The sequence below is a fragment of the Pseudomonas sp. PA1(2017) genome, assembly GCF_001945375.1.
Classification (GTDB): domain Bacteria; phylum Pseudomonadota; class Gammaproteobacteria; order Pseudomonadales; family Pseudomonadaceae; genus Aquipseudomonas.
The window spans coordinates 783,130-807,549 of the sequence record NZ_MSXU01000009.1 but is presented as its reverse complement, the minus strand read 5'-3'; the positions used below and the strand labels follow the sequence as shown (position 1 = coordinate 807,549).

The 24,420-nt window shown below is 63.7% G+C and carries 20 protein-coding genes; 5 read left to right on the top strand and 15 right to left on the bottom strand.

Going from position 1 to position 24,420, the window contains the following annotated elements; translation table 11 throughout:
• The first annotated feature begins 1 nt into the window (after nucleotide 1).
• Both BVH01_RS10820 and BVH01_RS10815 read left to right on the top strand, forming a co-directional pair.
• Nucleotides 2–670, top strand: coding sequence for a response regulator transcription factor (locus BVH01_RS10820; RefSeq protein WP_075930319.1), 669 nt, complete (start codon nucleotides 2–4; stop codon nucleotides 668–670).
• Nucleotides 667–1,989 (top strand): sensor histidine kinase, encoded by a 1,323-nt coding sequence (locus tag BVH01_RS10815; RefSeq protein ID WP_075930318.1) that lies wholly within the window; start codon nucleotides 667–669, stop codon nucleotides 1,987–1,989. The genes BVH01_RS10820 and BVH01_RS10815 overlap by 4 nt, the downstream gene beginning before the upstream one ends.
• Nucleotides 1,990–2,071: 82 nt before the next feature.
• Here BVH01_RS10815 and BVH01_RS10810 read toward each other — a convergent pair whose 3' ends face one another.
• On the bottom strand, nucleotides 2,072–2,668 hold the full coding sequence (locus tag BVH01_RS10810; protein ID WP_075930317.1) for an NADPH-dependent FMN reductase: 597 nt from the start codon (nucleotides 2,666–2,668) through the stop codon (nucleotides 2,072–2,074).
• A 195-nt stretch (nucleotides 2,669–2,863) separates the two neighbouring features.
• Here BVH01_RS10810 and BVH01_RS10805 point away from each other — a divergent pair, with 195 nt between their 5' ends.
• The 3 genes from BVH01_RS10805 to BVH01_RS10795 all read left to right on the top strand — a co-directional run bounded on the left by BVH01_RS10805 (nucleotide 2,864) and on the right by BVH01_RS10795 (nucleotide 7,136).
• A complete protein-coding gene (locus BVH01_RS10805) occupies nucleotides 2,864–4,180 on the top strand; it encodes a Na+/H+ antiporter family protein (protein ID WP_075930316.1) in 1,317 nt (438 codons plus the stop codon).
• Between the two features lie 112 nt (nucleotides 4,181–4,292).
• A complete protein-coding gene (locus BVH01_RS10800; RefSeq protein WP_075930315.1) occupies nucleotides 4,293–5,975 on the top strand; it encodes a methyl-accepting chemotaxis protein in 1,683 nt (560 codons plus the stop codon).
• Between the two features lie 96 nt (nucleotides 5,976–6,071).
• Nucleotides 6,072–7,136: an AI-2E family transporter gene (locus BVH01_RS10795; protein ID WP_075930314.1), complete on the top strand. Its 1,065-nt coding sequence runs from the start codon at nucleotides 6,072–6,074 to the stop codon at nucleotides 7,134–7,136.
• 284 nt (nucleotides 7,137–7,420) lie between these two features.
• On the opposite strand, the gene nuoN is transcribed toward BVH01_RS10795, so the two are convergent.
• The 14 genes from nuoN to BVH01_RS10725 form a co-directional block, all read right to left on the bottom strand.
• Nucleotides 7,421–8,908 (bottom strand): NADH-quinone oxidoreductase subunit NuoN, encoded by a 1,488-nt coding sequence (gene nuoN / locus BVH01_RS10790; RefSeq protein WP_075930313.1) that lies wholly within the window; start codon nucleotides 8,906–8,908, stop codon nucleotides 7,421–7,423.
• A gap of 27 nt (nucleotides 8,909–8,935) precedes the next feature.
• Nucleotides 8,936–10,465, bottom strand: a complete 1,530-nt coding sequence (gene nuoM, locus BVH01_RS10785; protein ID WP_075930312.1) for an NADH-quinone oxidoreductase subunit M — start codon at nucleotides 10,463–10,465, stop codon at nucleotides 8,936–8,938.
• A gap of 41 nt (nucleotides 10,466–10,506) precedes the next feature.
• On the bottom strand, nucleotides 10,507–12,354 hold the full coding sequence (nuoL, locus tag BVH01_RS10780) for an NADH-quinone oxidoreductase subunit L (RefSeq protein ID WP_075930311.1): 1,848 nt from the start codon (nucleotides 12,352–12,354) through the stop codon (nucleotides 10,507–10,509).
• Nucleotides 12,351–12,659 carry an NADH-quinone oxidoreductase subunit NuoK gene (gene nuoK / locus BVH01_RS10775; protein ID WP_013791402.1) on the bottom strand — a complete coding sequence of 103 codons (309 nt, stop codon included), beginning with the start codon at nucleotides 12,657–12,659 and terminating at the stop codon, nucleotides 12,351–12,353. Before nuoK ends, nuoL begins: the two co-directional genes overlap by 4 nt.
• Nucleotides 12,656–13,165: an NADH-quinone oxidoreductase subunit J gene (gene nuoJ, locus BVH01_RS10770; RefSeq protein ID WP_027905360.1), complete on the bottom strand. Its 510-nt coding sequence runs from the start codon at nucleotides 13,163–13,165 to the stop codon at nucleotides 12,656–12,658. Before nuoJ ends, nuoK begins: the two co-directional genes overlap by 4 nt.
• Complete coding sequence (gene nuoI, locus BVH01_RS10765; protein ID WP_013791404.1) at nucleotides 13,165–13,713, bottom strand: NADH-quinone oxidoreductase subunit NuoI; 549 nt, start codon at nucleotides 13,711–13,713, stop codon at nucleotides 13,165–13,167. Before nuoI ends, nuoJ begins: the two co-directional genes overlap by 1 nt.
• Before the next feature lie 11 nt (nucleotides 13,714–13,724).
• Nucleotides 13,725–14,717, bottom strand: a complete 993-nt coding sequence (gene nuoH, locus BVH01_RS10760; protein ID WP_075930310.1) for an NADH-quinone oxidoreductase subunit NuoH — start codon at nucleotides 14,715–14,717, stop codon at nucleotides 13,725–13,727.
• Complete coding sequence (gene nuoG / locus BVH01_RS10755; protein ID WP_075930309.1) at nucleotides 14,714–17,443, bottom strand: NADH-quinone oxidoreductase subunit NuoG; 2,730 nt, start codon at nucleotides 17,441–17,443, stop codon at nucleotides 14,714–14,716. The genes nuoH and nuoG overlap by 4 nt, the downstream gene beginning before the upstream one ends.
• Nucleotides 17,444–17,550: 107 nt before the next feature.
• Nucleotides 17,551–18,912, bottom strand: coding sequence for an NADH-quinone oxidoreductase subunit NuoF (nuoF, locus tag BVH01_RS10750; protein WP_075930308.1), 1,362 nt, complete (start codon nucleotides 18,910–18,912; stop codon nucleotides 17,551–17,553).
• Nucleotides 18,909–19,400: an NADH-quinone oxidoreductase subunit NuoE gene (gene nuoE, locus BVH01_RS10745; protein WP_070887421.1), complete on the bottom strand. Its 492-nt coding sequence runs from the start codon at nucleotides 19,398–19,400 to the stop codon at nucleotides 18,909–18,911. The genes nuoF and nuoE overlap by 4 nt, the downstream gene beginning before the upstream one ends.
• Before the next feature lie 10 nt (nucleotides 19,401–19,410).
• Nucleotides 19,411–21,192: an NADH-quinone oxidoreductase subunit C/D gene (gene nuoC / locus BVH01_RS10740; RefSeq protein ID WP_075930307.1), complete on the bottom strand. Its 1,782-nt coding sequence runs from the start codon at nucleotides 21,190–21,192 to the stop codon at nucleotides 19,411–19,413.
• A gap of 59 nt (nucleotides 21,193–21,251) precedes the next feature.
• Nucleotides 21,252–21,929: an NADH-quinone oxidoreductase subunit B family protein gene (locus BVH01_RS10735; protein WP_013791410.1), complete on the bottom strand. Its 678-nt coding sequence runs from the start codon at nucleotides 21,927–21,929 to the stop codon at nucleotides 21,252–21,254.
• 10 nt (nucleotides 21,930–21,939) lie between these two features.
• Nucleotides 21,940–22,353 (bottom strand): NADH-quinone oxidoreductase subunit A, encoded by a 414-nt coding sequence (locus BVH01_RS10730; RefSeq protein WP_013791411.1) that lies wholly within the window; start codon nucleotides 22,351–22,353, stop codon nucleotides 21,940–21,942.
• Nucleotides 22,354–22,779: 426 nt separating this feature from the next.
• The gene (locus tag BVH01_RS10725) at nucleotides 22,780–24,375 is read right to left on the bottom strand and encodes an isocitrate lyase (RefSeq protein ID WP_075930306.1); all 1,596 of its coding nucleotides are present in this window, start codon (nucleotides 24,373–24,375) and stop codon (nucleotides 22,780–22,782) included.
• Nucleotides 24,376–24,420 lie beyond the last annotated feature (45 nt).

The window sequence follows — 24,420 nt, the reverse complement described above, 5'->3', positions numbered from 1 at the left end:
CATGCGCCTGTTGCTGGTTGAAGATCACGTACCGCTTGCCGATGAACTGACCGCCTCACTGGCTCGCCAGGGCTATGCCGTGGACTGGCTGGCCGACGGCCGTGACGCCGTGTACCAGGGCGCCAGTGAGCCCTATGACCTGATCATTCTCGACCTCGGTTTGCCTGGCAAGCCGGGGCTCGAGGTGCTGCAGGAGTGGCGCCAGGGTGGTCTGGCTACCCCGGTGCTGATTCTCACCGCCCGCGGTTCGTGGGCTGAGCGCATCGAAGGCCTCAAGGTTGGTGCCGACGACTACCTGACCAAACCCTTCCACCCCGAAGAACTGCAGCTACGCATTCAGGCGCTGTTGCGCCGTGCCCGTGGCTTGGCCAACCAGCCGCAACTGCAGGCTGCCGGTTTGCACCTCGACGAAAGCCGGCAATGTGTCAGCCGTGGCGAGCAGGAGATCGAACTGACCGCCGCGGAGTTTCGCCTGCTGCGCTACTTCATGCTGCACGCCGGGCAGATTCTCTCCAAGAGCCACTTGGCCGAACACCTGTACGACGGCGAGACCGAGCGCGACTCCAACGTCATCGAGGTGCACGTCAATCACCTGCGCCGCAAGCTCGGCCGCGAAGTGATCGAAACCCGCCGCGGCCAGGGCTATCGGTTCACCGGTAGCGCCGCTTGAGGTCGATCCAGCGGCGCCTGAGCCTGGGGCTGATCAGCGTGCTGCTGATCATCGGCCTGTTGCTCGCGCAAACCTGCCTGTGGCTGTTCGACAGCAACCTGCGGCGCTATATGCAGGCCGGGCTCGAAGAAGAAGCGCAATCGCTGTTGATCGCCCTGGTGCGCGGGCCCTCCGGTATTCAACTCGACGAGTCGCGGCTCAGCGCGGCCTATCAGCGGCCCTATTCGGGCCTGTATTTCCGGATCGACTTCAGCGACAAGAGCTGGCGTTCGCGTTCGTTGTGGGACAGCGAACTGCGGCCCTCTGACGTGGACGGTCTGCAGCCTGAATTGCAGGACGGCCCGCAAGAGCAGGTCCTGGTCACCTATCGCGGCGAATACCGGCGTTTCGGCCAGAACCTGACCATCAGCGTGGCGCGCGACTACACGCCGGTGCTCGACAGCTTCCGCCGGGTGCAGCGTATCGGCCTGGGGCTGGGGCTGGGCAGCCTGGCCCTGATCCTGTTGCTGCAGCGCCTGGCGGTCAGCCGTGCATTGCGGCCGCTGGAGCAGACCCGCGTGCAGATCGCCCAGCTGCAGCAAGGGCAGCGCTCGGAGCTGGACGAGCAGGTGCCCGAGGAACTGGAGCCGCTGGTGGAGCAGATCAACCACCTGCTGGCCCACACCGAGGAAACCCTCAAACGTTCGCGCAATGCCCTCGGCAACCTGGGCCATGCGCTGAAGACGCCGTTGGCGGTGCTGGTCAACCTGGCCTCGCGGGATGAACTGCGTGCGCACCCCGAGCTGCGCGACAACCTGCTCGAGCACCTGCAACAGATCGAGCAGCGCATTGCCCGTGAGCTGGGCCGTGCGCGTCTGGCTGGTGAAGCGTTGCCCGGCGCGCATTTCGATTGCCGAGAGGAGCTGCCGGGCTTGTTCGCCACCCTCGGCATGATCCACGACAGCGCCATCGAGCTGAGCTGGCAGGCGTCACCGCCCGACCTGCGCCTGCCGCGCGATCGCGAGGACCTGCTGGAGCTGCTTGGCAACCTGCTCGACAACGCCTGCAAGTGGACCGACAGCCAGGTGCGCCTGCGCATCGAGCGTACCGATACGGCCTACGTATTGAGCGTCGACGACGATGGCCCGGGGATCGACGGTGAACGCCGCGAGGAGGTACTCAGCCGCGGCATTCGCCTGGATGAGCAAACCGCGGGGCACGGCCTGGGCCTGGGTATCGTGCGCGATATCGTCGATGCCTGGGACGGCACCTTGTCGCTGCACGACAGTGACCTGGGCGGCTTGCAGGTCAGAATCGAGCTGCCGCTGCGCGCGCGATAGTCACGTCCGACAGCGGTTCCCGGGTTTCGCTGCGCTCTACCCAGGCCACAGGCGGATCACCTGGAGCGATCCGCCGTGTTGCTTACATGCCGTTGGTGAATGCCGGATCGCTGAGGTCGATGGCAGCGCGCACCGGTTTCAGCGCTTCGCCGTACTTGGCCAGGATATCCAGCGCGTAATCGATACGGGCGCGGATGCGGCTGTCGTCTTCGCTGGCCGGCTGTTCGTCGTTGAGGACCTTGGTCACCGACCGGACGATCAGGTGCTCGGGCAGGTAGTTGATCCGGCAGTTCTTGTAGCTGGAGCTACGCAGCTCGGCGATCGGGCTGCCGCCGCCGATACCCGATGACACGCCCACCAGCAGCCCCGGCTTGTGCGCCAGCTCGGCCTTGCTGGCATAGATGAAGAAGTTCTTGATCGCCGGGCCGGCCATGCCGTTCCACTCCGGCGCGATCACCACCACGGCGTCGGCACGCTGCAGGCGCGAGCCATAGTCGGCCCAGGTGCCGTTGTCTTCCGCAGGCCACAGCGGCAGCGGGCCGGTGCCGAGGTCGATGACCTGGCTTAGCTCGGCACTGGTCTTGCCCAGGGTGATCAGGCGTTGGCGCAGGAACTGGGCCACCTTGGCGGATTGGCTGTCGGGGCGGCTTGAGCCGGCGATCAGAACGATATCGAGCATGGGATCCTCCGTTGATGAAAGAGGCGAGAGGCTAACGCCCGCGGCGCCAGGCGCAAAGTACGTTTGTGCTATTTGCTTAGAACCGGGCTCGACGAGAGCTCGCCTGGCGCCGATTTTTGACACCCAGGTCAGCTTGCGGCAGAGTGCGACGCTTTTTTGATTGCGCCGCGCTCGCGGTGATTCGAGGAGCCTTTCATGAACGCAGTTATCGCCGCCGTCGGCATCATGCTGATTCTCAGCCTTTGCCGAGTGCACGTCGTGGTGGCGCTGATCATCGGCGCGCTGGCCGGCGGTATGATCGGCGGCCTGGGCATGGACGGTTCGCTGGCAGCTTTCAACAAGGGCCTGGGCGGCGGCGCTACCGTGGCGCTGTCCTATGCCTTGCTCGGCGCCTTCGCGGTGGCAATCGCCAAATCCGGGCTGGCCCATGCGCTGGCCGACAAGGCGCTGACCCTGGTCGGCCGCCAGGACGAGCGCGGCGGCGGTGCGCTGAAGTGGATGCTGGTCGGGTTACTGCTCGCCGTGGCGATCTCTTCGCAGAACATTCTGCCTATCCATATCGCCTTCATTCCGCTGCTGGTGCCGCCGCTGCTGTACGTGATCACCCGTTTGCAGATCGACCGCCGATTGATCGCCTGCGTGCTGACGTTCGGCCTGATCACCCCGTACATGTTCCTGCCGGTGGGCTTCGGCAATATCTTTCTCAACGAGATCCTGCTCGCCAACGTGGTGCGTAGCGGCGTGGACGTGAGCGGCGTGAACGTCAGCCACGCCATGCTGATTCCGGCCATGGGCATGGTCGCCGGCCTGCTGCTGGCGCTTTACAGCTACCGCGGCAAGCGCAGCTACGACCTGGCGCTGGTCGAGCGCACCGAGCGGGTGGACGTCAGCTACAACCGGCGCAGCCTGATCGTCGCCGGGGTGGCGGTGGCCATCGCCTTCGGCGCCCAGCTGTGGCTCGACTCGATGATCATCGGCGCGCTGCTGGGCTTCGTGGTTTTTTCCGCCTCGGGCATCGTGCGCTGGAAGGAAACCGACGACCTGTTCACCGAAGGCATGAAAATGATGGCGATGATCGGCTTCATCATGATCGCCGCCTCGGGGTTCGCCGAAGTGATGCGCGAAACCGGTGAGATCAAGGGCCTGGTGGACGCCAGCGCCGGCTGGATAGGCGACAGCAAGGGCCTGGGCGTGCTGATGATGCTGCTGGTCGGTCTGCTGGTGACCATGGGCATCGGCTCGTCGTTCTCCACCGTGCCGATCATCGCCGCGATCTTCGTGCCGCTGTGCGTACAACTGGGCTTCAGCCCGCTGGCCACGGTGTGCATCGTCGGCACTGCCGGCGCCATCGGCGATGCCGGTTCGCCAGCTTCGGATTCGACCCTGGGCCCCACGGCTGGCCTCAACGTCGACGGCCAGCACAATCATATCTGGGACACCGTTGTACCCACCTTTGTGCACTACAACCTGCCGCTGCTGGTGTTCGGCTGGGTTGCAGCGATGGTGCTGTAGCAGGCGCAGTGTTGCGCTAGCTGCAGACGAGCCTCTTAAGGTTCGCTAGCGGCTGCCGATGACCTGAGTAGAAGCCACCCTCTGGCTTTGCCTGGTCATAAGGAAAACAAAAATGCGCCTGACCTTGAAGTCCAAAGTCGTGCTGTTGGCCCTGATTCCCGTTCTGCTGTTCGCCGTGGTGCTCAGTGGCGCCGCTGCCAAGGTGCTGTATGGCCTGGCGGAACAGGAGGTCACCGAAACCCGCGAGCGACTGTTCGATGAGAAGCGCAACGAGCTGCAGAACTACAGCGCGATCGCCATGGGCTCCGTGCAGAGCCTGTACGACGCCGCGCCGGCCGGCGACCTGGAAAGCCGCAAGCAGGCCATCGCCATCCTGTCGAAGATCAAGTACGGCAAGGATGGCTACTTCTTCGGCCACGACTCCAACGTGGTGCGGCTGTTTCGCAGCGACAGCCCGGTGGACGTGGGCAAGAACCTCAGCGACCGGCGTGACGTCAACGGCGTGTTCGTGAACCGCGAGCTGGTGCGCGTCGCCAAGGACAACAGCTACTACGTCAATTACTCCTCGCCGCTGCCCGGCAACGAAGCGATCCAGGTGCCCAAGCTCGCCTACAGCTACTACCTGCCCAAGTGGGACATGGCGCTTGGCACCGCGGTGAACCTGGATGGCGTCGAGGCGCAGATCGTCGAGGTGCGCGCCGGGATCGACCAGCGGGTGAGCACCATCATCACCAGCATCCTGATGATCGCTGCGGTGCTGCTGGTGATCTTTGGCGTGGTCGGCGGCATCCTGGCCAACACCTTCCTGCGTCCGCTGCAGCAGATCAAGGCCAACCTCGACGATATTGCCGCGGGTGACGGCGACCTCACCAAGCGCCTGCCGGTCACCAGCCGCGACGAGCTGGGCGAGCTGGCCGGCTCGTTCAACCGTTTCGTCGACAAGGTGCACGGCCTGGTGCGGCAGATCACCGAAATGACCGGTCAGCTGACCGAGCTGGTCGGCCAGGTCGCTTCCCAGGCGCAACGTTCCGAGCAGGCCATGGAGCGCCAGCGCCATGAAACCGACCAGGTTGCCACCGCCATCAACGAAATGTCCGCCGCAGCCCACGAAGTGGCGAAAAGCGCGCAGGGTGCCGCCGAAGCGGCGCAGCAGACCGACCGCGAAGGGCAGGCGGCCAAGCAGGTGGTGGATGGCAGCATCGCGCGCATTCACTCGCTGGTTGGCGACATCCGCGGGAGCGGCAGCTCGTTGGATAACCTGCAAAAGGACGTGCATTCCATCGTCAGCGTGCTCGACGTGATCCGCTCGATCGCCGAGCAGACCAACCTGCTGGCGCTCAACGCGGCCATCGAGGCAGCCCGTGCCGGGGAGGCGGGTCGCGGCTTCGCGGTGGTCGCCGATGAGGTGCGCGCCCTGGCCAGCCGCACCCAGCAGAGCACCCAGGAAATCCAGGGCATGATCGATCGCCTGCAGAGCGGCACGCGCGATGCGGTCAATGCCATGCGCCAGTCCAGCGACGCCGGCGACATCACCAGCGAGCAGGCCAACAAGGCCGGTGCCTCGCTCGATGCCATCGCCGGGCTGATCGGCACCATCAACGCCATGAACGCGCAGATCGCCAGCGCGGCCGAAGAGCAGACCGCGGTGGCCGAGGAGATCAACCGCAGCGTGCACCAGATCGCTGGCGCGGTGGACAGCGTCGCCGACGAAACCCGCCAGGGCGCCCAGACTGCACGCAGCCTGGCGCAACTCGGTCAGGGCCTGGAGAACCTGGTTCGCCAGTTCCGCATCTGACCCGTTCAGGCGAGCAGGGACGCTCGCTCGAATACAGAGTGCACTTTGTCGGCTGCTCGGGAGACTAACGGCCATATCCCCTCCTGTGATCCGGCCATGCAGACGACCTCCCTCGAAAAGAAAACCTTCATCCTCCTGCTCGTCCTGGTGACGATCGCCTTCATCTGGATATTGCTGCCGTTCTACGGCGCGGTGTTCTGGGCAGTGGCGCTGGCCGTGGTGTTCGCACCGCTGCAACGACGCATGGCCCAGCGTATGGGCGGGCGCGGCAACCTGTCGGCATTGCTGACCCTGATCATCTGCCTTTTGGTGGCGATTCTGCCGGTGATCTTCATCACCTCGGCAATGGTTGCCGAGGGCACCAGCATCTACAAGCGCATCGACTCCGGCGAGCTGGACGTGGGGGCCTACGTGACCAGCACCAAGCAAATGCTGCCGCCGTTCCTGCAGCAGCAGATCGACCGCATCGGCGTGGGCAACATGGACGATCTGCAGGAACGCATCACCAGCGGCGCCGCTGCCGGTAGCCAGTACCTGGCTACCAAGGTGTTCGCCATCGGCCAGGGCACCTTCGAGTTCGTGGTCAGCTTCTTCATCATGCTGTACCTGCTGTTCTTCCTGCTGCGCGATGGGCAGGAGCTGGTGCGTGACATCCGCATGGCGGTGCCGCTGGGCGACAACACCAAGCGCCGCCTGCAGATCAAGTTCACCCGCGTGGTGCGTGCCACGGTGAAAGGCAACATCGTGGTGGCAGCGGTGCAGGGCGCTCTCGGTGGCTTGATCTTCTGGGTGCTGGGCATCCCCAGCCCGCTGCTGTGGGGCGTGCTGATGGCTTTTCTGTCGCTGTTGCCAGCGGCGGGTGCCGGCATCGTCTGGGCGCCCGTAGCGGTCTACCTGCTGCTCAGTGGCGATATCTGGCAGGGCGTGGTGTTGACTCTGTTCGGGGTATTGGTGATCGGCCTGGTGGATAACATCCTGCGCCCGATCCTGGTCGGCAAGGACACCCGCATGCCCGATTACCTGATCCTGATTTCCACCCTGGGCGGCATGGCGCTGCTCGGCCTCAACGGCTTCGTGCTGGGCCCGCTGATCGCGGCGCTGTTCGTTGCCAGCTGGAATCTGTTCGCAGCGGGCAAGAAGACCGTCAGGCTGCCGGAGTAACCGCTGGCTTCATCCCAAACGGCTGCCCAGTGCAGCCGTTTTTCGTTATCACGCACAGTCGTAAACCCGCGTAGCCTGAGTAGAGCAAAGCGAAACCCGGGGTCTGAGCCCTGGGACGTTTCTTGTGCCCTCCTGCGCATCCCTTCGCTCAGCAACAGGCTACGAAAAACCCGCCTGCCCTGAAGCGGGTATGACAGCCGCGCTTTATCTGGCATAGGCAAAGCGTGACGCACGAACAAAAACGGCTACCCTGAGGCAGCCGTTTTTTCATGACGCGACTCGGATCAGAGCGCGGTAGTGGCCAGACCGGCCTGCTGGACCAGATCCAGCAGCGGCTGCGGGTAAACGCCGAGCACGAAGGCCAGGGCCGCCACCAGCATCAACATGATGCCGCCGGCACGTTGGCCCCAGTTGAACGGTGCATCGTGACGCTGCAGGTTCGGCTCGTTGAGGAACAGGGTGACCATCACGCGCAGGTAGTAGAACACCGCGATGGCGCTACCCAGGATCAGCGCACCGATCAGCCACCACAGCTGCGCCTGCACACCGGCAGCGATCACGTAGAACTTGCCGATGAAGCCTGCAGTGAGCGGAATACCGGCCAGCGACAGCATCATCACGGTCAGCACCGCGGTCAGGTACGGACGGCGCCAGAACAGGCCGCGGTACTCGTACAGCGCGTCGGCGTCACGGCCGTTGTAAGGCGTCGACATCAGGGTGATCACCCCGAAAGCGCCCAGGCTGGTCAGCACGTAGGTGGCCATGTACACGCCGATGGCTTCCACGGCCAGGCCCTTGCTGGCGACCAGCGCCACCAGCAGGTAGCCGAAGTGGGCGATGGACGAATAACCGAGCAGACGCTTGAGGTTGTTCTGCACCAGAGCCAGCAGGTTACCGAACAGGATCGAAGCGATGGCGATAACGGTCAGCAGGTCGTTCAGCCAACCGCCGGCGGTTGCCGGGGAGAGTTGATACAGGCGCAGCAACACGGCGAACACCGCGACCTTGCTGGCGGTGGCCAGGAAGGCGGCCACCGGCGCCGGGGCGCCTTCGTAGACGTCCGGCGTCCACAGGTGGAAGGGCACCATGGACAGCTTGAACGCCAGGCCGATCAGCATCATGCCGATACCGATCTGCACCAGCTGGCTGCCACTGGCAGCGGCCAGGCTGGCACCGATCTGGGCGAAGCTCAGGCTGCCGGCGTCGGCATACAGCAACGCCATGCCGAACAGCAAGAAGGCGCTGCCGGCGGCCGACAGCACCATGTACTTGATGCCGGCTTCCAGCGAACGCTTGTTGAAGTAGGCGTAGGCGATCATCCCGTAGGTCGGAACCGAGAGCAGCTCCAGGCCGATGAACAGGCCCGCCAGGTGTTCGGTGCTGACCAGCACCAGGCCGCCAGCCGCGGAGAGCAGCAGCAGCAGGTACATTTCTTCGCGGTTGCGCGGGTAGCCCTTGGTCTGCCCGTCATTGACCTTGGCCTCGCCCAGGTAGGCATGGGTGAGGGTGACGCACGCCAGGGTGGCGATCAGCACCAGCGCCATGTAATAGCAGGCGAAGGTGTCGATCTGCATCAGCGGGGTGACCTGCAGCGGAGTGACGCCGAGGGTCGGTAGCAGCGACAGCAGGGCCGCGTTGAGGCCGATCACCGACAGCACGAAGGTCATCGCGTGGCTGCGTTTCCAGGCGATGGCCAGCATGACCACCACCACGGTGGCGCAGGTGACCAGCAGCGGCAGCAGGGCGATCAGGTGTTGGGTGGTGAATTGCACAGCATGATGTTCCATAAATTTTAACCCTTACCGGCCCGAGGCGAGTTGATCGAGAGCGCCACTGAACCACTGCTGCACGCCTTGCATGCTGGCGGCAGAGGTGTCGAGCACCGGTTGCGGGTAAACGCCGAGCAGGATCAGCAGCACCGCGAGGCACAGCACCATGCTCAGTTCACGAAATTGCAGGCCCGGCAGCGGGCTGTCGTTCTTCACCGGGCCGAAGTGGGCGCGGTGGATCATGATCAGCGAGTACACCGAGCCCAGTACCAGACCGGTCGCCGCGATCACGGTGACCCATGGCGCGGCCTTGAAGCTGCCGATCAGGATCAGGAACTCGCCGACGAAGTTGCCGGTACCCGGCAGGCCCAGTGCAGCAGCCGCGAAGAACAGGCTCAGGGCCGGCAGCCAGGACATACGTGCCCAGATGCCGCCCATCTCGCGCATGTCACGGGTATGCAGGCGCTCGTACAGCTGACCACAGAGGATGAACAGCGCCGCAGCCGACAGGCCGTGGGCCATCATCTGCACCACTGCGCCCTGCAGCGCGATCTGGCTGCCCGAGTAGATGGCGATCAGCACGAAGCCCATGTGCGAGACGCTGGAGTAGGCCACCAGGCGCTTGATGTCGGTCTGTGCGAAGGAGAGCAGTGCGCCGTAGATGATCGCGAACACGCCCAGGTACATGGCGATGGGCGCGAACTCGGCGGAAGCGTTGGGGAACAGCGGCAGGGCGAAACGCAGCAGGCCGTAGGCCGCAGTCTTCAGCAGGATACCGGCGAGGTCCACGGAGCCGGCGGTCGGTGCCTGGGCGTGGGCGTCCGGCAGCCAGGAGTGCAGGGGCACCACCGGGAACTTGACCGCGAAGGCGATGAAGAAGCCGAGCATCAGCAGGTATTCGGTGCCTTCCGACAGCTGGGTCTTGAGCAGGTCCGCGTAGTTGAAGGTGAACACGCCGGTCTGGTTGAAGTGCACGAACACCAGGCCGAGGATCGCCACCAGCATCACCAGGCCGCTGGCCTGGGTGAAGATGAAGAACTTGGTGGCCGCGTTGATGCGGCTCTTGCCAGGGCTGCCGCTATGACCCCAGAGCGCGATGAGGAAATACATCGGCACCAGCATCATTTCCCAGAAAAAGAAGAACAGGAACAGGTCGATGGCCAGGAACACACCGACCACGCCGCCGAGGATCCACATCAGGTTGAGGTGGAAGAAGCCGACGCGGTTCTGGATCTCGTTCCACGAGCAGAGCACCGACAGGACGCCGAGCAGACCGGTCAGGGTGACCATCAGCACCGACAGGCCGTCCATCGCCAGATGGATGCTGATGCCGAAGCGTTCGATCCAGCGTACCTGGAATTCGTGGGCCCAACGTGGCTCGGCACCCGGCGCAGGCGCCAGGCTGAAGTCACCGGTGCCCCACAGCCACAGGCCGAGGCCGAACAGCAGGGACATGGTCAGCAGCGCGATCCAGCGCGGCAGGGTTCCGCCGAAGCGCTCCGCCTGCCAGCACAACAGGCCGCCGATAAAGGGGATCAGGATTAGCCAAGGCAGAATCATGACGGGCGAGTTTCCTTAGAAAAAGTATTCGGGATCATCGGTCAGGCCAGCAGCACGGCGGCGAGCACCAGCACGGCGCCCCCGGCGATGGAGATGGCGTACCAGCGCAGATGCCCGGTTTCGCTGCGGCTCAGTACGCTATGACCACCACGCGCCAGGCGCGGGACGATGCCGATGGCACCGTCGATCGGGTCACGGGCGAGCACCCGGCAGAAGAACAGGTAGGGCTGCACGAAAATCTTGTCGTAAAGCCAGTCGAAGCCCCAAGCGGCGAACCACCAGGCCGACAGGAAACGACCCGGCGCGCTGCTGGCGACGGCGTTCACGAAACTGCGCTTGCCGAGGAACAGCATGGCGGCCAGCAGGATACCGGCCAGGGCGATGCAGCCCGAGACGATTTCCAGGCTGTGCTTGGCCTCGCCACCGGCATGGCCGGCGCTCTGCGGCAGCACGCCAGCCAGCGGCGGGGTGATCCAGGCGCCGATGAAGGTCGACAGCACGATCAGCACGATCAGCGGCAGATTGTGGGCGATGCCATGACCGGCATGGGCGTCGGTTTTCTGCTCGCCATGGAAGGCGATGAAGATCAGCCGGAAGGTGTAGATCGAGGTCATGAAGGCGCCCAGCAGGCCGGCGTAGAGCAGGCCGGAATTACCGCTGGCGAAGGCTTCCCAGAGAATCTCGTCCTTGGAGTAGAAGCCCACGGTGATCAGCGGCAGCGCCGCCAGGGCCGAGCCGCCGACGATGAAGCTGGCATAGGCCAACGGCAGCTTCTTCCACAGGCCGCCCATCTTGAAGATGTTCTGCTCGTGGTGGCAGGCGTGAATCACCGAGCCGGAGGCGAGGAACAGCAGCGCCTTGAAGAAGGCGTGGGTCATCAGGTGGAAGATCGCCGCGTCCCAGGCGCCAACGCCCAGAGCCAGGAACATGTAGCCGATCTGGCTCATGGTCGAGTAGGCGAGGATGCGCTTGATGTCGGTCTGTACCAAGGCGGCGAAACCCGCCAGCACCAGGGTCACACCACCCACGATGCCGACCAGCTCGAGAATCTCCGGGGTCAACAGGAACAGGCCATTGGTACGGGCGATCAGGTAGACGCCCGCGGTGACCATGGTGGCGGCGTGGATCAGTGCGGAAACCGGGGTCGGGCCGGCCATGGCGTCGGCCAGCCAGGTCTGCAGGGGCAGCTGGGCGGATTTACCGACCGCGCCGCCGAGCAGCATCAGGGTCGCCAGCCACAGCCAGGTGTCGCCGGCTGCGTACTTCTGCGGGGCCAGCACCATCAGTTCCTGGATGTTCAGGGTACCGAGGTTGAGGAACAGCAGGAACAGGCCGATCATCAGGAACACGTCGCCGATACGGGTGACGATGAACGCTTTCAGCGCCGCATTACCGTTGGGCACGTGCTTGTAGTAGAAGCCGATCAGCAGGTACGAGCACAGGCCCACGCCTTCCCACCCGAAGAACAGGGTCATCAGGTTGTCGCCCAGCACCAGCAGCAGCATGCTGAAGATGAACAGGTTGGTGTAGGAGAGGAAACGCGAGTAACCCTCTTCACCGCGCATGTACCAGCTGGCGAACATGTGGATCAGGAAGCCCACGCCGGTGACCACGCCGAGCATGGTCAGCGACAGGCCGTCCAGGTACAGGGTGAAGTTCGGCGCCAGGCCGTCGACGCTCATCCACTGCCACAGGGTCTGGGTGTAAACGCCGTCTGCCGGTGGCGCGACGTTGAACTGCCACATGATCCAGGCAGTGGTCAGGGCCGACAGGCCGACCGAGCCGACACCGACGACGGCGGCAGCGCCTTCGCTCAGGCGACCGCGGGAAAAGGCCAGGATGAACCAGCCGATCAGTGGGAACAGTAGGGTCAGGAATAGGAGGTTCATCCGCGCATCTCGCTGGCTGCGTCGATATCGAGGGTGTGGAAGCGGCGATACAGCTGCAGCAGGATCGCCAGGCCGATGCTCGCTTCGGCGGCGGCCAGGGCGATGACCAAAATGAACATGATCTGCCCGTCAGCCTGTGCCCAGCGCGCGCCGGCGACCACGAAGGCGAGGGCAGCGGCGTTCATCATCACTTCCAGGCTCATCAGCACGAACAGGATGTTGCGGCGCACCATCAGGCCCACCAGGCCGAGGCTGAACAGCACGCCGGCCAGCGCCAGGCCGTGCTCCATTGGAATACCGTTCATGGCGTAGCATCCTTGATGTCGTTACGACCCAGGTGATAGGCGGCGACCAGTGCGGCCAGCAGCAGCATGGACGCCAGCTCGACGGCCAGCAGATAAGGGCCGAACAGGTGAATGCCCACGGCCTTGGCATCGACCGTGGTGTGGCCGATGGTGGCGCCGCTCGGTACGGCGAACAGCACGTACAGCAGCTGACCCAGCAGCAGCGCCGAGAGCAGCGCCGGGCCGATCCAGATGCCCGGGGTCAGCCAGGTGCGTTCCTGCTGTACCGAGGCCGGGCCGAGGTTGAGCATCATCACCACGAACACGAACAGCACCATGATGGCGCCGGCGTAGACGATGATCTCCAGAGCACCGGCGAACGGCGCGCCGAGGCTGAAGAACACCATGGATACGGCGAGCAGCGAGATGATCAGGTAGAGCAGGGCGTGCACCGGGTTCTTGCCGGTGATCACGCCAAAGGTCGAGGCAACCGCGACCCCTGCGGAGAAGTAGAAGGCGAATTCCATTATGGCAACAACCCCTTGACGTTGATCGGCTCGGCTTCGTCCTGCGCGGCGCCTTTCGGCTTGCCGGCGATGGCCATGCCGGCCACGCGGTAGAAGTTGTAGTCCGGGTTCTTGCCGGGGCCGGAGATCAGCAGGTCTTCCTTCTCGTACACCAGGTCCTGACGCTTGAACTCACCCATTTCGAAATCCGGGGTGAGCTGGATCGCGGTGGTCGGGCAGGCTTCCTCGCACAGGCCGCAGAAGATGCAGCGCGAGAAGTTGATGCGGAAGAAGTCCGGGTACCAGCGGCCGTCTTCGGTTTCCGCCTTTTGCAGCGAAATGCAGCCTACCGGGCAGGCCACGGCGCACAGGTTGCAGGCTACGCAGCGTTCTTCGCCATCGGGGTCGCGGGTCAGTACGATGCGGCCGCGGTAGCGCGGCGGCAGGTAGACCTGTTCTTCCGGGTATTGCAGGGTGTCGCGCTTGCGAAAGCCATGGCCGAAGACCATGACCAGGCTGCGCAATTGCGTGCCGGTGCCGACCAGCACATCCCAGATATATTTGAGCATCTCGTTTCTCCTTACTGGGCCGTGGCCAGCACGACGGCGCCGGTCACCAGCAGGTTGATCAGGGTCAGCGGCAGGCAGAACTTCCAGCTGAAGGCCATGACCTGGTCATACCGCGGGCGCGGAATGGAAGCGCGCAGCAGGATGAAGATCATGATGAAGAAGCAGGTCTTGATCGCGAACCAGAAGAACGGGATCTGCGGCAGGATGCCGAACGGACCGTGCCAGCCACCGAAGAACAGGGTTACCAGCAGCGCGGAGATGGTCACGATGCCGATGTATTCACCGACGAAGAACATGCCCCATTTCATGCCGGCGTATTCGATGTGGTAACCGTCGGCCAGCTCCTGCTCCGCTTCCGGCTGGTCGAAGGGGTGACGGTGCGTCACGGCCACGCCGGCGATGAAGAAGGTACAGAAACCAAAGAACTGCGGAATGATGAACCACAGGTTCTGCGCCTGGTAATCGACGATGTCGCGCATGTTGAACGAGCCAACCTGGGCGACGATGCCCATCAGCGCCAGGGCCAGGAACACCTCGTAGGAGATGGTCTGGGCCGAGGCACGCAGGCTGCCGAGCAGGGCGAACTTGTTGTTGCTCGACCAGCCGGCGAACAGCACGGCGTATACCGACAGGCCAGCCATGGCGAAGAAGAACAGGATGCCGATGTTCAGGTCCGCCACGCCCCAGTTGGGGGTGATCGGGATGATCGCGAAGGCTACCAGCATGGCGCCCATGGCGATGATCGGCGCCAGGGTGAAGATCAGCTTGTCGGCGAACGGCGGCGTCCAGTCTTCCTTGAAGAACATCTTCAGCATGTCCGCAGCGAGCTGGAACATGCCGAACGGGCCGACCCGGTTCGGGCCGTAGCGATCCTGCCACCAGCCAAGCAGGCGGCGTTCGACGAAGCTCAGCAGCGCCCCGGTAACCACCACCGCCAGCAGAATGACGATGGCCTTGAGCACTTCCTGGATGATGTCGAGCAACTGCGGGGTCAGCCAACTCATTGCGCGGCCTCCCCGATATTGGTGACGGACGCGCCGGCGATGGCAGCCGGAATGCCTGCCAGACCGACCGGCAAGCCGACTAGGCCGATGCCCAGCTCTTCGCTGACGCGCAGCGGCAGGCGCAGGCTCTGACCGTTGACGCTCAGTTGCAGCAGGGCGCCGTCGTTGACGCCGAGGCGATCGGCTTCATCCTTGGCCAGCGCCACGTAGGCTTCGGGTGTGCGCTCGGCGATCGGCGCGGCGCGCGAGGACATTTCCTCGCTGCCGAACAGATGGTGCAGCGGCACGGCCTGCCAAGTGCCCTGGGCCGGGTTGAAGGCCGTCGGTGCGCTGAACCAGCCCAGGCTTGCGCCCTTGGCTTCGATCAGGCGCACGCCGGGGTCGCCGGCACGCAGGTGACCACCGACTTCATCCTGGAACTTGTTCCAGGCCTGAGGCGAGTTCCAGCCGGGCGACCAGGCGAACGGGATCTGCTGACGGTCTTCCTTGCTGCCCGAGTAGCCTTCCATGGAGAAGGCAAAGGCGCTGTCCTTGTCCTGGGGCTGACGTGGCTCGTGCACGCTAATGTTGGCGCGCATGGCGGTACGACCGCTGTAGCGATGCGGTTCGCGGGCCAGCTTGAGGCCCTTGATGCGGAACGAGGCGCTTGGCGCGGCATCACGAATTCCGGCCAGCTGCGCGGAGCTTTCGGCGCAGGCAGCGGTGACCTGGTCGAGCTGGGTCCAGTCGACGACGCGATTGTGCAGCGTGCTGTGCAGCGCGTGCAGCCAGCGCCAGCCTTCGCGCACCAGAATGTTGGCGTCGTAGTAGGACGGGTCATAGACCTGGAAGAAACGCTGGGCGCGGCCTTCCTGGCTGACCAGGGTGCCGTCACCTTCGGCGAAGCTGGCAGCCGGCAGCAGCAGGTGCGCCTTGGCGGTGGTGGCGGTGCTCTGGTGATCGGCGACGATCACCACCTTGGCGGCGGCCAAGGCGGCATCTACAAGGGCGGCATCGGCACGGTGATAGAGGTCGTTCTCCAGCACCACCAGGGCGTCGGCCTGACCGGAGGTCAGCGCTTCGAGGGCGTCGTCCAGGCTGTTGCCGGCGAACTGCTCACCCATCAGCAGGGCCATGCCCATGCTGTTGGCTTCCGGCACCACCAGGCTGATGGAACCATTCTTCTCGCGGTTCTTCAGGGCGCTGGCGATGTTGGCGGCGGCTTCGATCAGCGCGCGATTGCCCAGCGAGGCGCCGGAAACGATCAGCGGGCGCTTGGCGCCCACCAGCGCCTCGGCGATGCGTTGCACCAGCTCGCTGGCCTCGGCTTCCAGGCCTTCGACGGCCGGGGCGCTCGGGTCGATAGCGTGGGCCACCGCGAAACCGATGCGCGCCAGGTCATCGGGCGCGGCGTGTACGCACTGCTCGGCGACGTCGTCGAGGCGAGTGGCGGTGACGCTGGCGATGAACAGCGGGTTGAGCGCGTGTTGGGCGACGTTCTGCACGGCGGCCATGTGCCAATCCTGGATCTTCGCACCAGCGGCGATTTCGGTGGCCTTGCCCTTGACCGACTGGCGCAGGGCCAGGGCGACGCGGGCGGCGGTCTGGGTGAGGTCTTCACCAAGTACGAACACCGCGTCGTGGCTCTCGATGTCGCGCAGGGTCGGCACCGGCAGCGGACCGTTCTGCAGCACGTCGCGGATCAGGCGAATGTTGGCCTGCTCGGCTGCGGCGATACCGGAGTAGAAGTTGCCAGCGCCGACCAGCTCGCGCAGGGCGAAGTTGCCCTCCAGGCTGGCACGCGGCGAACCGATACCGATCACCTTGCGGCCCTTGAGCAGGGCCGCGGCCTGATCCAGCGCGGCGTCCAGGCCCATCTTCATCTTGCTGAGCATCATCACCGGCTGACGCGGACGGTCTTCACGGTTGGCGTAGCCATAGCCGAAGCGGCCACGGTCGCACAGGAAGTACTGGTTCACCGAGCCGTTGAAGCGGTTCTCGATGCGGCGTACTTCGCCATAGCGCTCGCCCGGGCTGGTGTTGCAGCCACTGGAGCAGCCATGGCAGATGCTTGGGGCGAACTGCATGTCCCACTTGCGGTTGTAGCGCTCGGAGTGGGTCTTGTCGGTAAACACACCGGTCGGGCAGACCTCGACCAGGTTGCCGGAGAATTCGCTTTCCAGGGTGCCGTCTTCGACGCGGCCGAAGTACACGTTGTCGTGTGCGCCGTAGACGCCCAGATCGGTGCCGCCGGCGTAATCCTTGTAGTAACGCACGCAGCGATAGCAGGCGATGCAGCGGTTCATCTCATGGGCGATGAACGGGCCGAGCTCCTGATTCTGGTGAGTGCGCTTGCTGAACCGATAGCGACGGGCGTTGTGGCCGGTCATCACCGTCATGTCCTGCAGGTGGCAATGGCCGCCTTCCTCGCAGACCGGGCAGTCGTGCGGGTGGTTGGTCATCAGCCACTCGACGACGCTCTTGCGAAAGGCCACGGCCTCTTCGTCGTCGATGGAAATCCAGCTGTTGTCGGTGGCCGGCGTCATGCAGGACATGACCAGGCGGCCGCGCTTGTCGTTTTCGTCGCTGTACTGCTTCACCGCGCACTGGCGGCAGGCGCCAACGCTGCCGAGCGCCGGGTGCCAGCAGAAGTAGGGGATGTCGAGACCAAGGGACAGACAGGCCTGCAGCAGGTTGTCTGCACCATCGACTTCGAGATCTTTGCCGTCTACGTGGATAGTGGCCATTTTTCTTCAGTCTTCGTTTGCCCGCTCGAAAGCGGACGGGCTAAGGGAATTCTTGTCTTTGCCTGGGCCGGACGGCGCCATCGCGCCCACTCGTCCGGCCATCGGGCCTATACCGCGTGTGCCGCTACCGGTGGCTGCGGCGCAGGGGCGCCCACACCGGCTTCGAACTCTTCACGGAAATATTTGATCGCGCTGCCCAGTGGCTCCACGGCGCCCGGTGCGTGAGCACAGAAGGTCTTGCCGGGGCCGAGGAAATTGACCAGGCCGAGCAGGGTGTCGATGTCCTCGCGGGTACCCTGCTTGCGTTCCAGGGCACGGAGGATCTTCACGCTCCACGGCAGGCCGTCGCGGCATGGCGTGCACCAGCCGCAGGATTCGCGGGCGAAGAACTCTTCCATGTTGCGCAGCAGCGAAACCATGTTCACCGTGTTGTCGATGGCCAGGGCCAGGCCGGTACCCATGCGGGTGCCGACCTTTGCGATGCCGGCGGCGTACATGGAGGCCTCGAGGTGCTCGGGCAGCAGGAAACCGGTGCCGGCGCCGCCAGGCTGCCAGGCCTTGAGGGTGTAGCCGTCGCGCATGCCGCCGGCGTAGTCCTCGAACAGCTCGCGGGCGCTGATGCCGAACGGCAGTTCCCAGATACCCGGGGTCTTGACCTTGCCGGAGAAGCCCATCAGCTTGGTGCCGTGGTCTTCGCTGCCTTCGCGGGCCAGGGATTTGTACCAGTCCACGCCGTTGCCGATGATCGACGGCACGTTGCACAGGGTCTCGACGTTGTTGACGCAGGTCGGCTTGCCCCACACGCCCACCGCAGCGGGGAAGGGCGGCTTGGCGCGCGGGTTGGCGCGACGGCCTTCCAGGGAGTTGATCAGCGCGGTTTCTTCACCGCAGATGTAACGCCCGGCGCCGGTATGCACGAACAGCTCGAAATCGAAACCGCTGCCCAGGATGTTCTTGCCCAGCAGGCCGGCTGCCTTGGCTTCTTCGATGGCGCGATTGAGGTTGGCGGCGGCGTCGACGTACTCGCCACGCAGGAAGATGTAGCCGCGGTACGCCTTGAGCGCCCGGGCGCTGATCAGCATGCCTTCCACCAACAGGTGCGGCAGCTGTTCCATCAGCATGCGGTCCTTCCAGGTATTGGGCTCCATCTCGTCCGCGTTGCACAGCAGGTAACGGATGTTCAGCGATTCGTCATTGGGCATCAGGCCCCACTTCACGCCGGTGGGGAAGCCCGCGCCACCGCGGCCCTTGAGGCCGGAATCCTTGACCGTCTGCACGATGTCGGCCTGGGCCATCTCGGCCAAGGCCTTGCGGGCGGCGGCATAACCGTTCTTCCGCTGGTATTCGTCGAGCCATACGGGCTGGGCGTCGTCGCGCAGGCGCCAGGTCAGCGGATGGGTCTCTTCGCTGCGGGCGATGCGGTTGGCCGGGCCGAAGGAGGTCAGCAGGTTGGAGCTGCGGCTGGTCATTGGAAGTTCTCCAGCAGTTGCGCCACGCCTTCGGGCTGCACGTCGCCAAAGGTTTCGTCGTCGATCATCATCGCCGGGGCCTTGTCGCAGTTGCCCAGGCAGCACACCGGCAGCAGGGTGAAGCGGCCGTCGGCGGTGGTCTGGCCGGGCACGATGCCCAGTTCGGCCTTGATGCTGCCCAGCACGTTCTCGTGGCCACCGATGAAGCAGGTCATGCTGTCGCATACACGGATGATGTGACGGCCGACGGGCTGGCGGAAAATCTGGCTATAGAAGGTGGCGACACCTTCGACGTCGCTGGCCGGGATGCCGAGAATCGCGCCGATAGCATCGGCGGCACCGTCCGGCACCCAGCCGCGCTCCTTCTGCACGATCTTCAGGGCTTCGATGGACGCCGCACGCGGGTCCTCGTAGTGGTGCATCTCGTGCTCGATGGCCGAGCGCTCGGTTTCACTGAGGGCGAAACGGTCGGTCTGAATCATGTTCATGGTGTTCTCCTCAGCGATCCACGTCGGCCATGACGAAGTCGATACTGCCCAGGTACGCGATCAGGTCGGCAACCATGCTGCCGCGGATCACCGAAGGGATCTGCTGCAGGTGGGCGAAGCTCGGCGTGCGGATGCGCGTGCGGTAGCTCATGGTGCTGCCGTCGCTGGTCAGGTAGTAGCTGTTGATACCCTTGGTCGCTTCGATCATCTGGAAGCTTTCGTTGGCCGGCATGACCGGGCCCCAGGAAACCTGCAGGAAGTGGGTAATCAGGGTTTCGATGTGCTGCAGCGTGCGCTCTTTCGGCGGCGGCGTGGTCAGCGGGTGATCCGCCTTGTACGGGCCTTCCGGCATGTTGCGCAGGCACTGATCGATGATCCTGATGCTCTGCCGCATCTCCTCGACGCGCACCATGCAGCGGTCGTAGGCGTCGCCGTTGGCGGCCAGCGGCACTTCGAACTCGAAGTTCTCGTAGCCGGAGTAGGGGCGCGCCTTGCGTAGGTCGAAATCGCAGCCAGTGGAACGCAGGCCGGCACCGGTGGTGCCCCATTCCAGCGCTTCCTTGGTGTTGTACTGGGCCACACCGATGGTACGGGCCTTGAGGATGCTGTTCTTCAGTGCAGCCTTCTCGTACTCGTCGAGGCGCTTGGGCAGCCAGTCGACGAATTCCTTGACCAGCTTGTCCCAGCCGCGCGGCAGGTCGTGGGCGACGCCACCGATGCGGTACCAGGCCGGGTGCAGGCGGAAACCGGTGATGGCTTCGATCACCTTGTAGGCGCGCTGGCGGTCGGTGAAGGTGAAGAACACCGGGGTCATGGCGCCCACGTCCTGGATATAGGTACCCAGGAACAGCAGGTGGCTGGTGATGCGGAAGAACTCGGCCATCATGATGCGGATGGTGTCGACCTTCTGCGGCACCTTGATGCCGGCGAGCTTCTCGACCGAGAGCACGTAGGGCAGGTTGTTCATCACCCCGCCGAGGTAGTCGATACGGTCGGTGTAGGGGATGAAGCTGTGCCAGCTCTGGCGCTCGGCCATCTTCTCGGCACCGCGGTGGTGATAACCGATTTCCGGCACGCAATCGAGGATTTCTTCACCGTCGAGCTGAAGGATGATACGGAACGCACCGTGGGCGGACGGGTGGTTGGGGCCGAGGTTGAGGAACATGTAGTCCTCGTTCTCGCTGTGGCGTTTCATGCCCCAGTCTTCGGGATTGAAGCGCGCGGCCTCTTCCTCGAGCTGCTGCTTGGCCAGGGTCAGGCTGAACGGGTCGAATTCGGTAGCGCGCGCCGGGTAGTCCTTGCGCAGCGGGTGACCTTCCCAGGTCGGCGGCATCATGATGCGCGTCAGGTGCGGGTGGTCAGTGAAGTGGATGCCGTACAGGTCCCACACTTCGCGCTCGTACCAGTTAGCGTTCGGCCAGATGCTGGTCACGGACGGCAGATTGAGGTCGCCCTCGCGCAGCGCCACCTTGATCATCACGTCGCTGTTACGCTCCAGCGACATGAGGTGATAGAACACGGTGAAATCGGCGTCCGGCAGGCCGCGACGCTGGGTGCGCAGGCGCTCGTCGACGCCGTGCAGGTCATACAGCATGACGTAGGGACGGGTGGTCTGGCGCAGGAAGCGCAGCACTTCGACGAGCTTGTCGCGGCCGACCCAGATCACCGGCATGCCGGTGCGGGTGGCCTGCAGCGTGAAGCTGTCGGCGCCAAAACGGGATTGAAGCTCAACGACGACGTCTTGGTCGTCCGCCTTGTACGGCGCAATGGACACGATGGTGTCTGCAGTCATGGTCTCGATCGCTATCGGTCAACGGTGAGAGTGAGTCCGGCTCTATAAGGAGGCAGGACTCAGACTTCGTCAGGGGAACGCAGGTTGGTAACCGCAATACGCTGCTCGCGGCGCTGTTCTTTCTGGGAAGGCATCTCGGCGCGGTAAACGCCTTGATCGCCAACGACCCAGGACAGCGGGCGGCGCTCCTGACCGATGGATTCCTGCAACAGCATCAGGCCTTGCAGGAACGCCTCGGGGCGGGGCGGGCAACCGGGAATGTAGACGTCGACGGGAAGGAACTTGTCGACACCCTGAACGACCGAATAGATGTCGTACATACCGCCGGAATTGGCGCACGACCCCATGGAAATGACCCACTTGGGTTCGAGCATCTGCTCATAGAGACGCTGAATGACCGGCGCCATCTTGATGAAGCAGGTGCCGGCGATGACCATGAAGTCGGCCTGGCGTGGGGATGCACGGATTACCTCGGCACCGAATCGCGCGACGTCGTGCGGCGCGGTGAACGCGGTGGTCATTTCCACGTAGCAGCAGGAAAGCCCGAAGTTGTACGGCCACAGGGAGTTCTTGCGACCCCAGTTCACCGCACCGCTGAGAACATCCGAGAGTTTCCCCATGTAGATGTTCTTGTGCACTTCGTCTTCTAGCTGTTGGTCGGTAACGACCTCCCGCTTGCCGATCGGGTATTGCTCGTTGGGAGCATCCGGATCGATCCGAGTGAGTTTGTATTGCATCGCCAAAGCCTCATTGTTTCAGCTTCGCCTGCCGAGCCTTACGACTCTCGGGTGCCCAATCCAGCGCACCGATACGCCAAAGGTAGACAAGACCTGCCAACAGAATGTTTATGAAAACGGCTGCTTCGATGAAGCCGGCCCAGCCGCTTTCGCGAACGGAGACGGCCCAGGCGAAGAGAAAGAGGGCTTCGACGTCGAAGATCACGAAGAGCATCGCGACCAGATAGAATTTGGCGGACAGGCGCAGACGCGCGCTACCGGTGGGAAGCATGCCCGATTCGAAAGGCTCGTTCTTGCTGCGCCCCCAGGCTTTGCTGCCCAGCAGGCTGGAGACGCCCATCATGAAGGCACAGAGGCCAACGACGCCCAGCAGAAAAACGGCCAACGCCCAGTTATGGGACAGGGAACTGCTTGCTTCCAGCATGCCGGGGCTCCTCAGGCAAGGAACGGCTTAACGCACGATTTAAAATTATGGCAAGGCATTAAGCGCCTTGAATCAATTCGCATAATGTTATGCCTGTATTTGGTGTAAGTAAATTTTTCAGTACAAAAAAATAATAAAACGTCGCATGTCTGCAATCAGCCCGTTTTCAGAAAACCACGCAAATCAAGGAGCTACAAAACAAGGCGGAAACTTCGGCTGCGCGGGGAAGTTATATGTAGTGGAAAGTAAAACTCGCTTCAATAGGAATATATGTCATTTGAGAATGTATTCTTTTAACGCTTCTCCAGGCGGCTCGTCTCGATAACTGGCGCCTTTAAAGCTGGGCGCCTTAGTTGCCAATAAAAAAGCCCCGGCATCGCTGCCGGGGCCGAGGCTCGAAACGTGTGCTCGGGCGGGCGCCAGTTCTCAGTGGAACTGGTTCATGGTGTTGTCCTTGCCGCCAGCCTTCAGAGCCGCTTCACCGGCGAAGTACTCCTTGTGGTTGTCGCCGATATCCGAACCCGCCATGTTCTGGTGCTTGACGCAGGCGATGCCCTGACGGATCTCCTGACGCTGCACGCCCTTGACGTAGGCCAGCATACCCTGGTCGGCGAAGTAGCCCTTGGCCAGGTTGTCGGTGGACAGCGCAGCGGTGTGGTAGGTCGGCAGAGTGATCAGGTGGTGGAAGATGCCAGCGTTGGCCGAACCGTCACGCTGGAAGGTGCGGATCTTCTCGTCGGCAATCTGGGCCAGTTCGGTTTCGTCGTACTCGGCGCTCATCAGCTTGGCGCGATCGTAGGCCGATACGTCCTTGCCGTCGGCTTCGAGCGCATCGAACACCTGCTGGCGGAAGCTCAGGGTCCAGTTGAACGACGGGCTGTTGTTGTAGACCAGCTTGGCATTGGGGATCACTTCGCGAACGCGATCGACCATGGCCTTGATCTGGCCGACGTGAGGTTTCTCGGTTTCGATCCAGATCATGTCCGCGCCGTTCTGCAGCGAGGTGATGCTGTCCAGTACGCAGCGATCCTCGCCGGTGCCCTTGCGGAACTGGAACAGGTTGGACGGCAGGCGTTTGGGGCGCAGCAGCTTGCCTTCGCGGTTGATCACCACGTCGCCGTTCTTCAGTTCGGCCGGGCTGATTTCGTCGCAATCCAGGAACGAGTTGTACTGGTCGCCCAGGTCGCCCGGCTCGCTGGTCACGGCGATCTGCTTGGTGAGGCCGGCACCCAGGGAATCAGTACGGGCGACGATCACGCCGTCGTCCACGCCCAGCTCGAGGAAGGCGTAGCGCACCGCGTTGATCTTGGCGAGGAAGTCGGCATGGGGCACGGTGACCTTGCCGTCCTGGTGGCCGCACTGCTTCTCATCGGAGACCTGATTCTCGATCTGGATGCAGCAGGCGCCGGCTTCGATCATCTTCTTGGCGAGCAGGTAGGTGGCCTCGGGGTTGCCGAAACCGGCATCGATGTCGGCGATGATCGGTACCACATGGGTTTCGAAATTGTCGATCTGCGCCTGGATCTCGCTCTGCTTGCCACGATCGCCCGACTCGCGGGCCGCATCGAGGGCGCTGAACAGCAGATCCAGCTCACGGGCGTCGGCCTGGCGCAGGAAGGTGTACAGCTCTTCGATCAGTGCTGCGACCGCGGTCTTCTCGTGCATGGACTGATCCGGCAGCGGGCCGAAATCGGAACGCAGCGCGGCGATCATCCAGCCGGACAGGTACAGGTAACGCTTGTTGGTGGTCTTGAGGTGCTTCTTGATGGAAATCAGTTTCTGCTGGCCGATGAAGCCATGCCAGCAGCCCAGCGACTGGGTGTAGACGGACGAGTCGGCGTCGTACTCGGCCATGTCCTTGCGCATGATGGCCGCGGTGTACTTGGCTACATCCAGGCCAGTCTTGAAGCGGTTCTGGGCGCGCATACGAGCGACGGATTCCGGGTTGATAGCGCTCCAGCTGCTGCCAGCGGCTTCTTTCAGGGCGGCAACGGCTTTGATGTCGTTTTCGTAAGCTGACATGGTCAATCCTTCAAGTGTGTGTTTGGTCGAGCACCGGGCATCGCG

What these genes read in the sequence shown, in the direction of transcription:
- BVH01_RS10820 (WP_075930319.1), top strand. Translation starts at nt 2, where the DNA reads ATGCGCCTGTTGCTGGTTGAAGATCACGTACCGCTTGCCGATGAACTG.
- BVH01_RS10810 (WP_075930317.1), bottom strand. Translation starts at nt 2,668, where the DNA reads ATGCTCGATATCGTTCTGATCGCCGGCTCAAGCCGCCCCGACAGCCAA.
- BVH01_RS10805 (WP_075930316.1), top strand. Translation starts at nt 2,864, where the DNA reads ATGAACGCAGTTATCGCCGCCGTCGGCATCATGCTGATTCTCAGCCTT.
- BVH01_RS10800 (WP_075930315.1), top strand. Translation starts at nt 4,293, where the DNA reads ATGCGCCTGACCTTGAAGTCCAAAGTCGTGCTGTTGGCCCTGATTCCC.
- BVH01_RS10795 (WP_075930314.1), top strand. Translation starts at nt 6,072, where the DNA reads ATGCAGACGACCTCCCTCGAAAAGAAAACCTTCATCCTCCTGCTCGTC.
- nuoM (WP_075930312.1), bottom strand. Translation starts at nt 10,465, where the DNA reads ATGATTCTGCCTTGGCTAATCCTGATCCCCTTTATCGGCGGCCTGTTG.
- nuoL (WP_075930311.1), bottom strand. Translation starts at nt 12,354, where the DNA reads ATGAACCTCCTATTCCTGACCCTACTGTTCCCACTGATCGGCTGGTTC.
- nuoK (WP_013791402.1), bottom strand. Translation starts at nt 12,659, where the DNA reads ATGAACGGTATTCCAATGGAGCACGGCCTGGCGCTGGCCGGCGTGCTG.
- nuoJ (WP_027905360.1), bottom strand. Translation starts at nt 13,165, where the DNA reads ATGGAATTCGCCTTCTACTTCTCCGCAGGGGTCGCGGTTGCCTCGACC.
- nuoI (WP_013791404.1), bottom strand. Translation starts at nt 13,713, where the DNA reads ATGCTCAAATATATCTGGGATGTGCTGGTCGGCACCGGCACGCAATTG.
- nuoH (WP_075930310.1), bottom strand. Translation starts at nt 14,717, where the DNA reads ATGAGTTGGCTGACCCCGCAGTTGCTCGACATCATCCAGGAAGTGCTC.
- nuoG (WP_075930309.1), bottom strand. Translation starts at nt 17,443, where the DNA reads ATGGCCACTATCCACGTAGACGGCAAAGATCTCGAAGTCGATGGTGCA.
- nuoF (WP_075930308.1), bottom strand. Translation starts at nt 18,912, where the DNA reads ATGACCAGCCGCAGCTCCAACCTGCTGACCTCCTTCGGCCCGGCCAAC.
- nuoE (WP_070887421.1), bottom strand. Translation starts at nt 19,400, where the DNA reads ATGAACATGATTCAGACCGACCGTTTCGCCCTCAGTGAAACCGAGCGC.
- nuoC (WP_075930307.1), bottom strand. Translation starts at nt 21,192, where the DNA reads ATGACTGCAGACACCATCGTGTCCATTGCGCCGTACAAGGCGGACGAC.
- BVH01_RS10735 (WP_013791410.1), bottom strand. Translation starts at nt 21,929, where the DNA reads ATGCAATACAAACTCACTCGGATCGATCCGGATGCTCCCAACGAGCAA.
- BVH01_RS10730 (WP_013791411.1), bottom strand. Translation starts at nt 22,353, where the DNA reads ATGCTGGAAGCAAGCAGTTCCCTGTCCCATAACTGGGCGTTGGCCGTT.
- BVH01_RS10725 (WP_075930306.1), bottom strand. Translation starts at nt 24,375, where the DNA reads ATGTCAGCTTACGAAAACGACATCAAAGCCGTTGCCGCCCTGAAAGAA.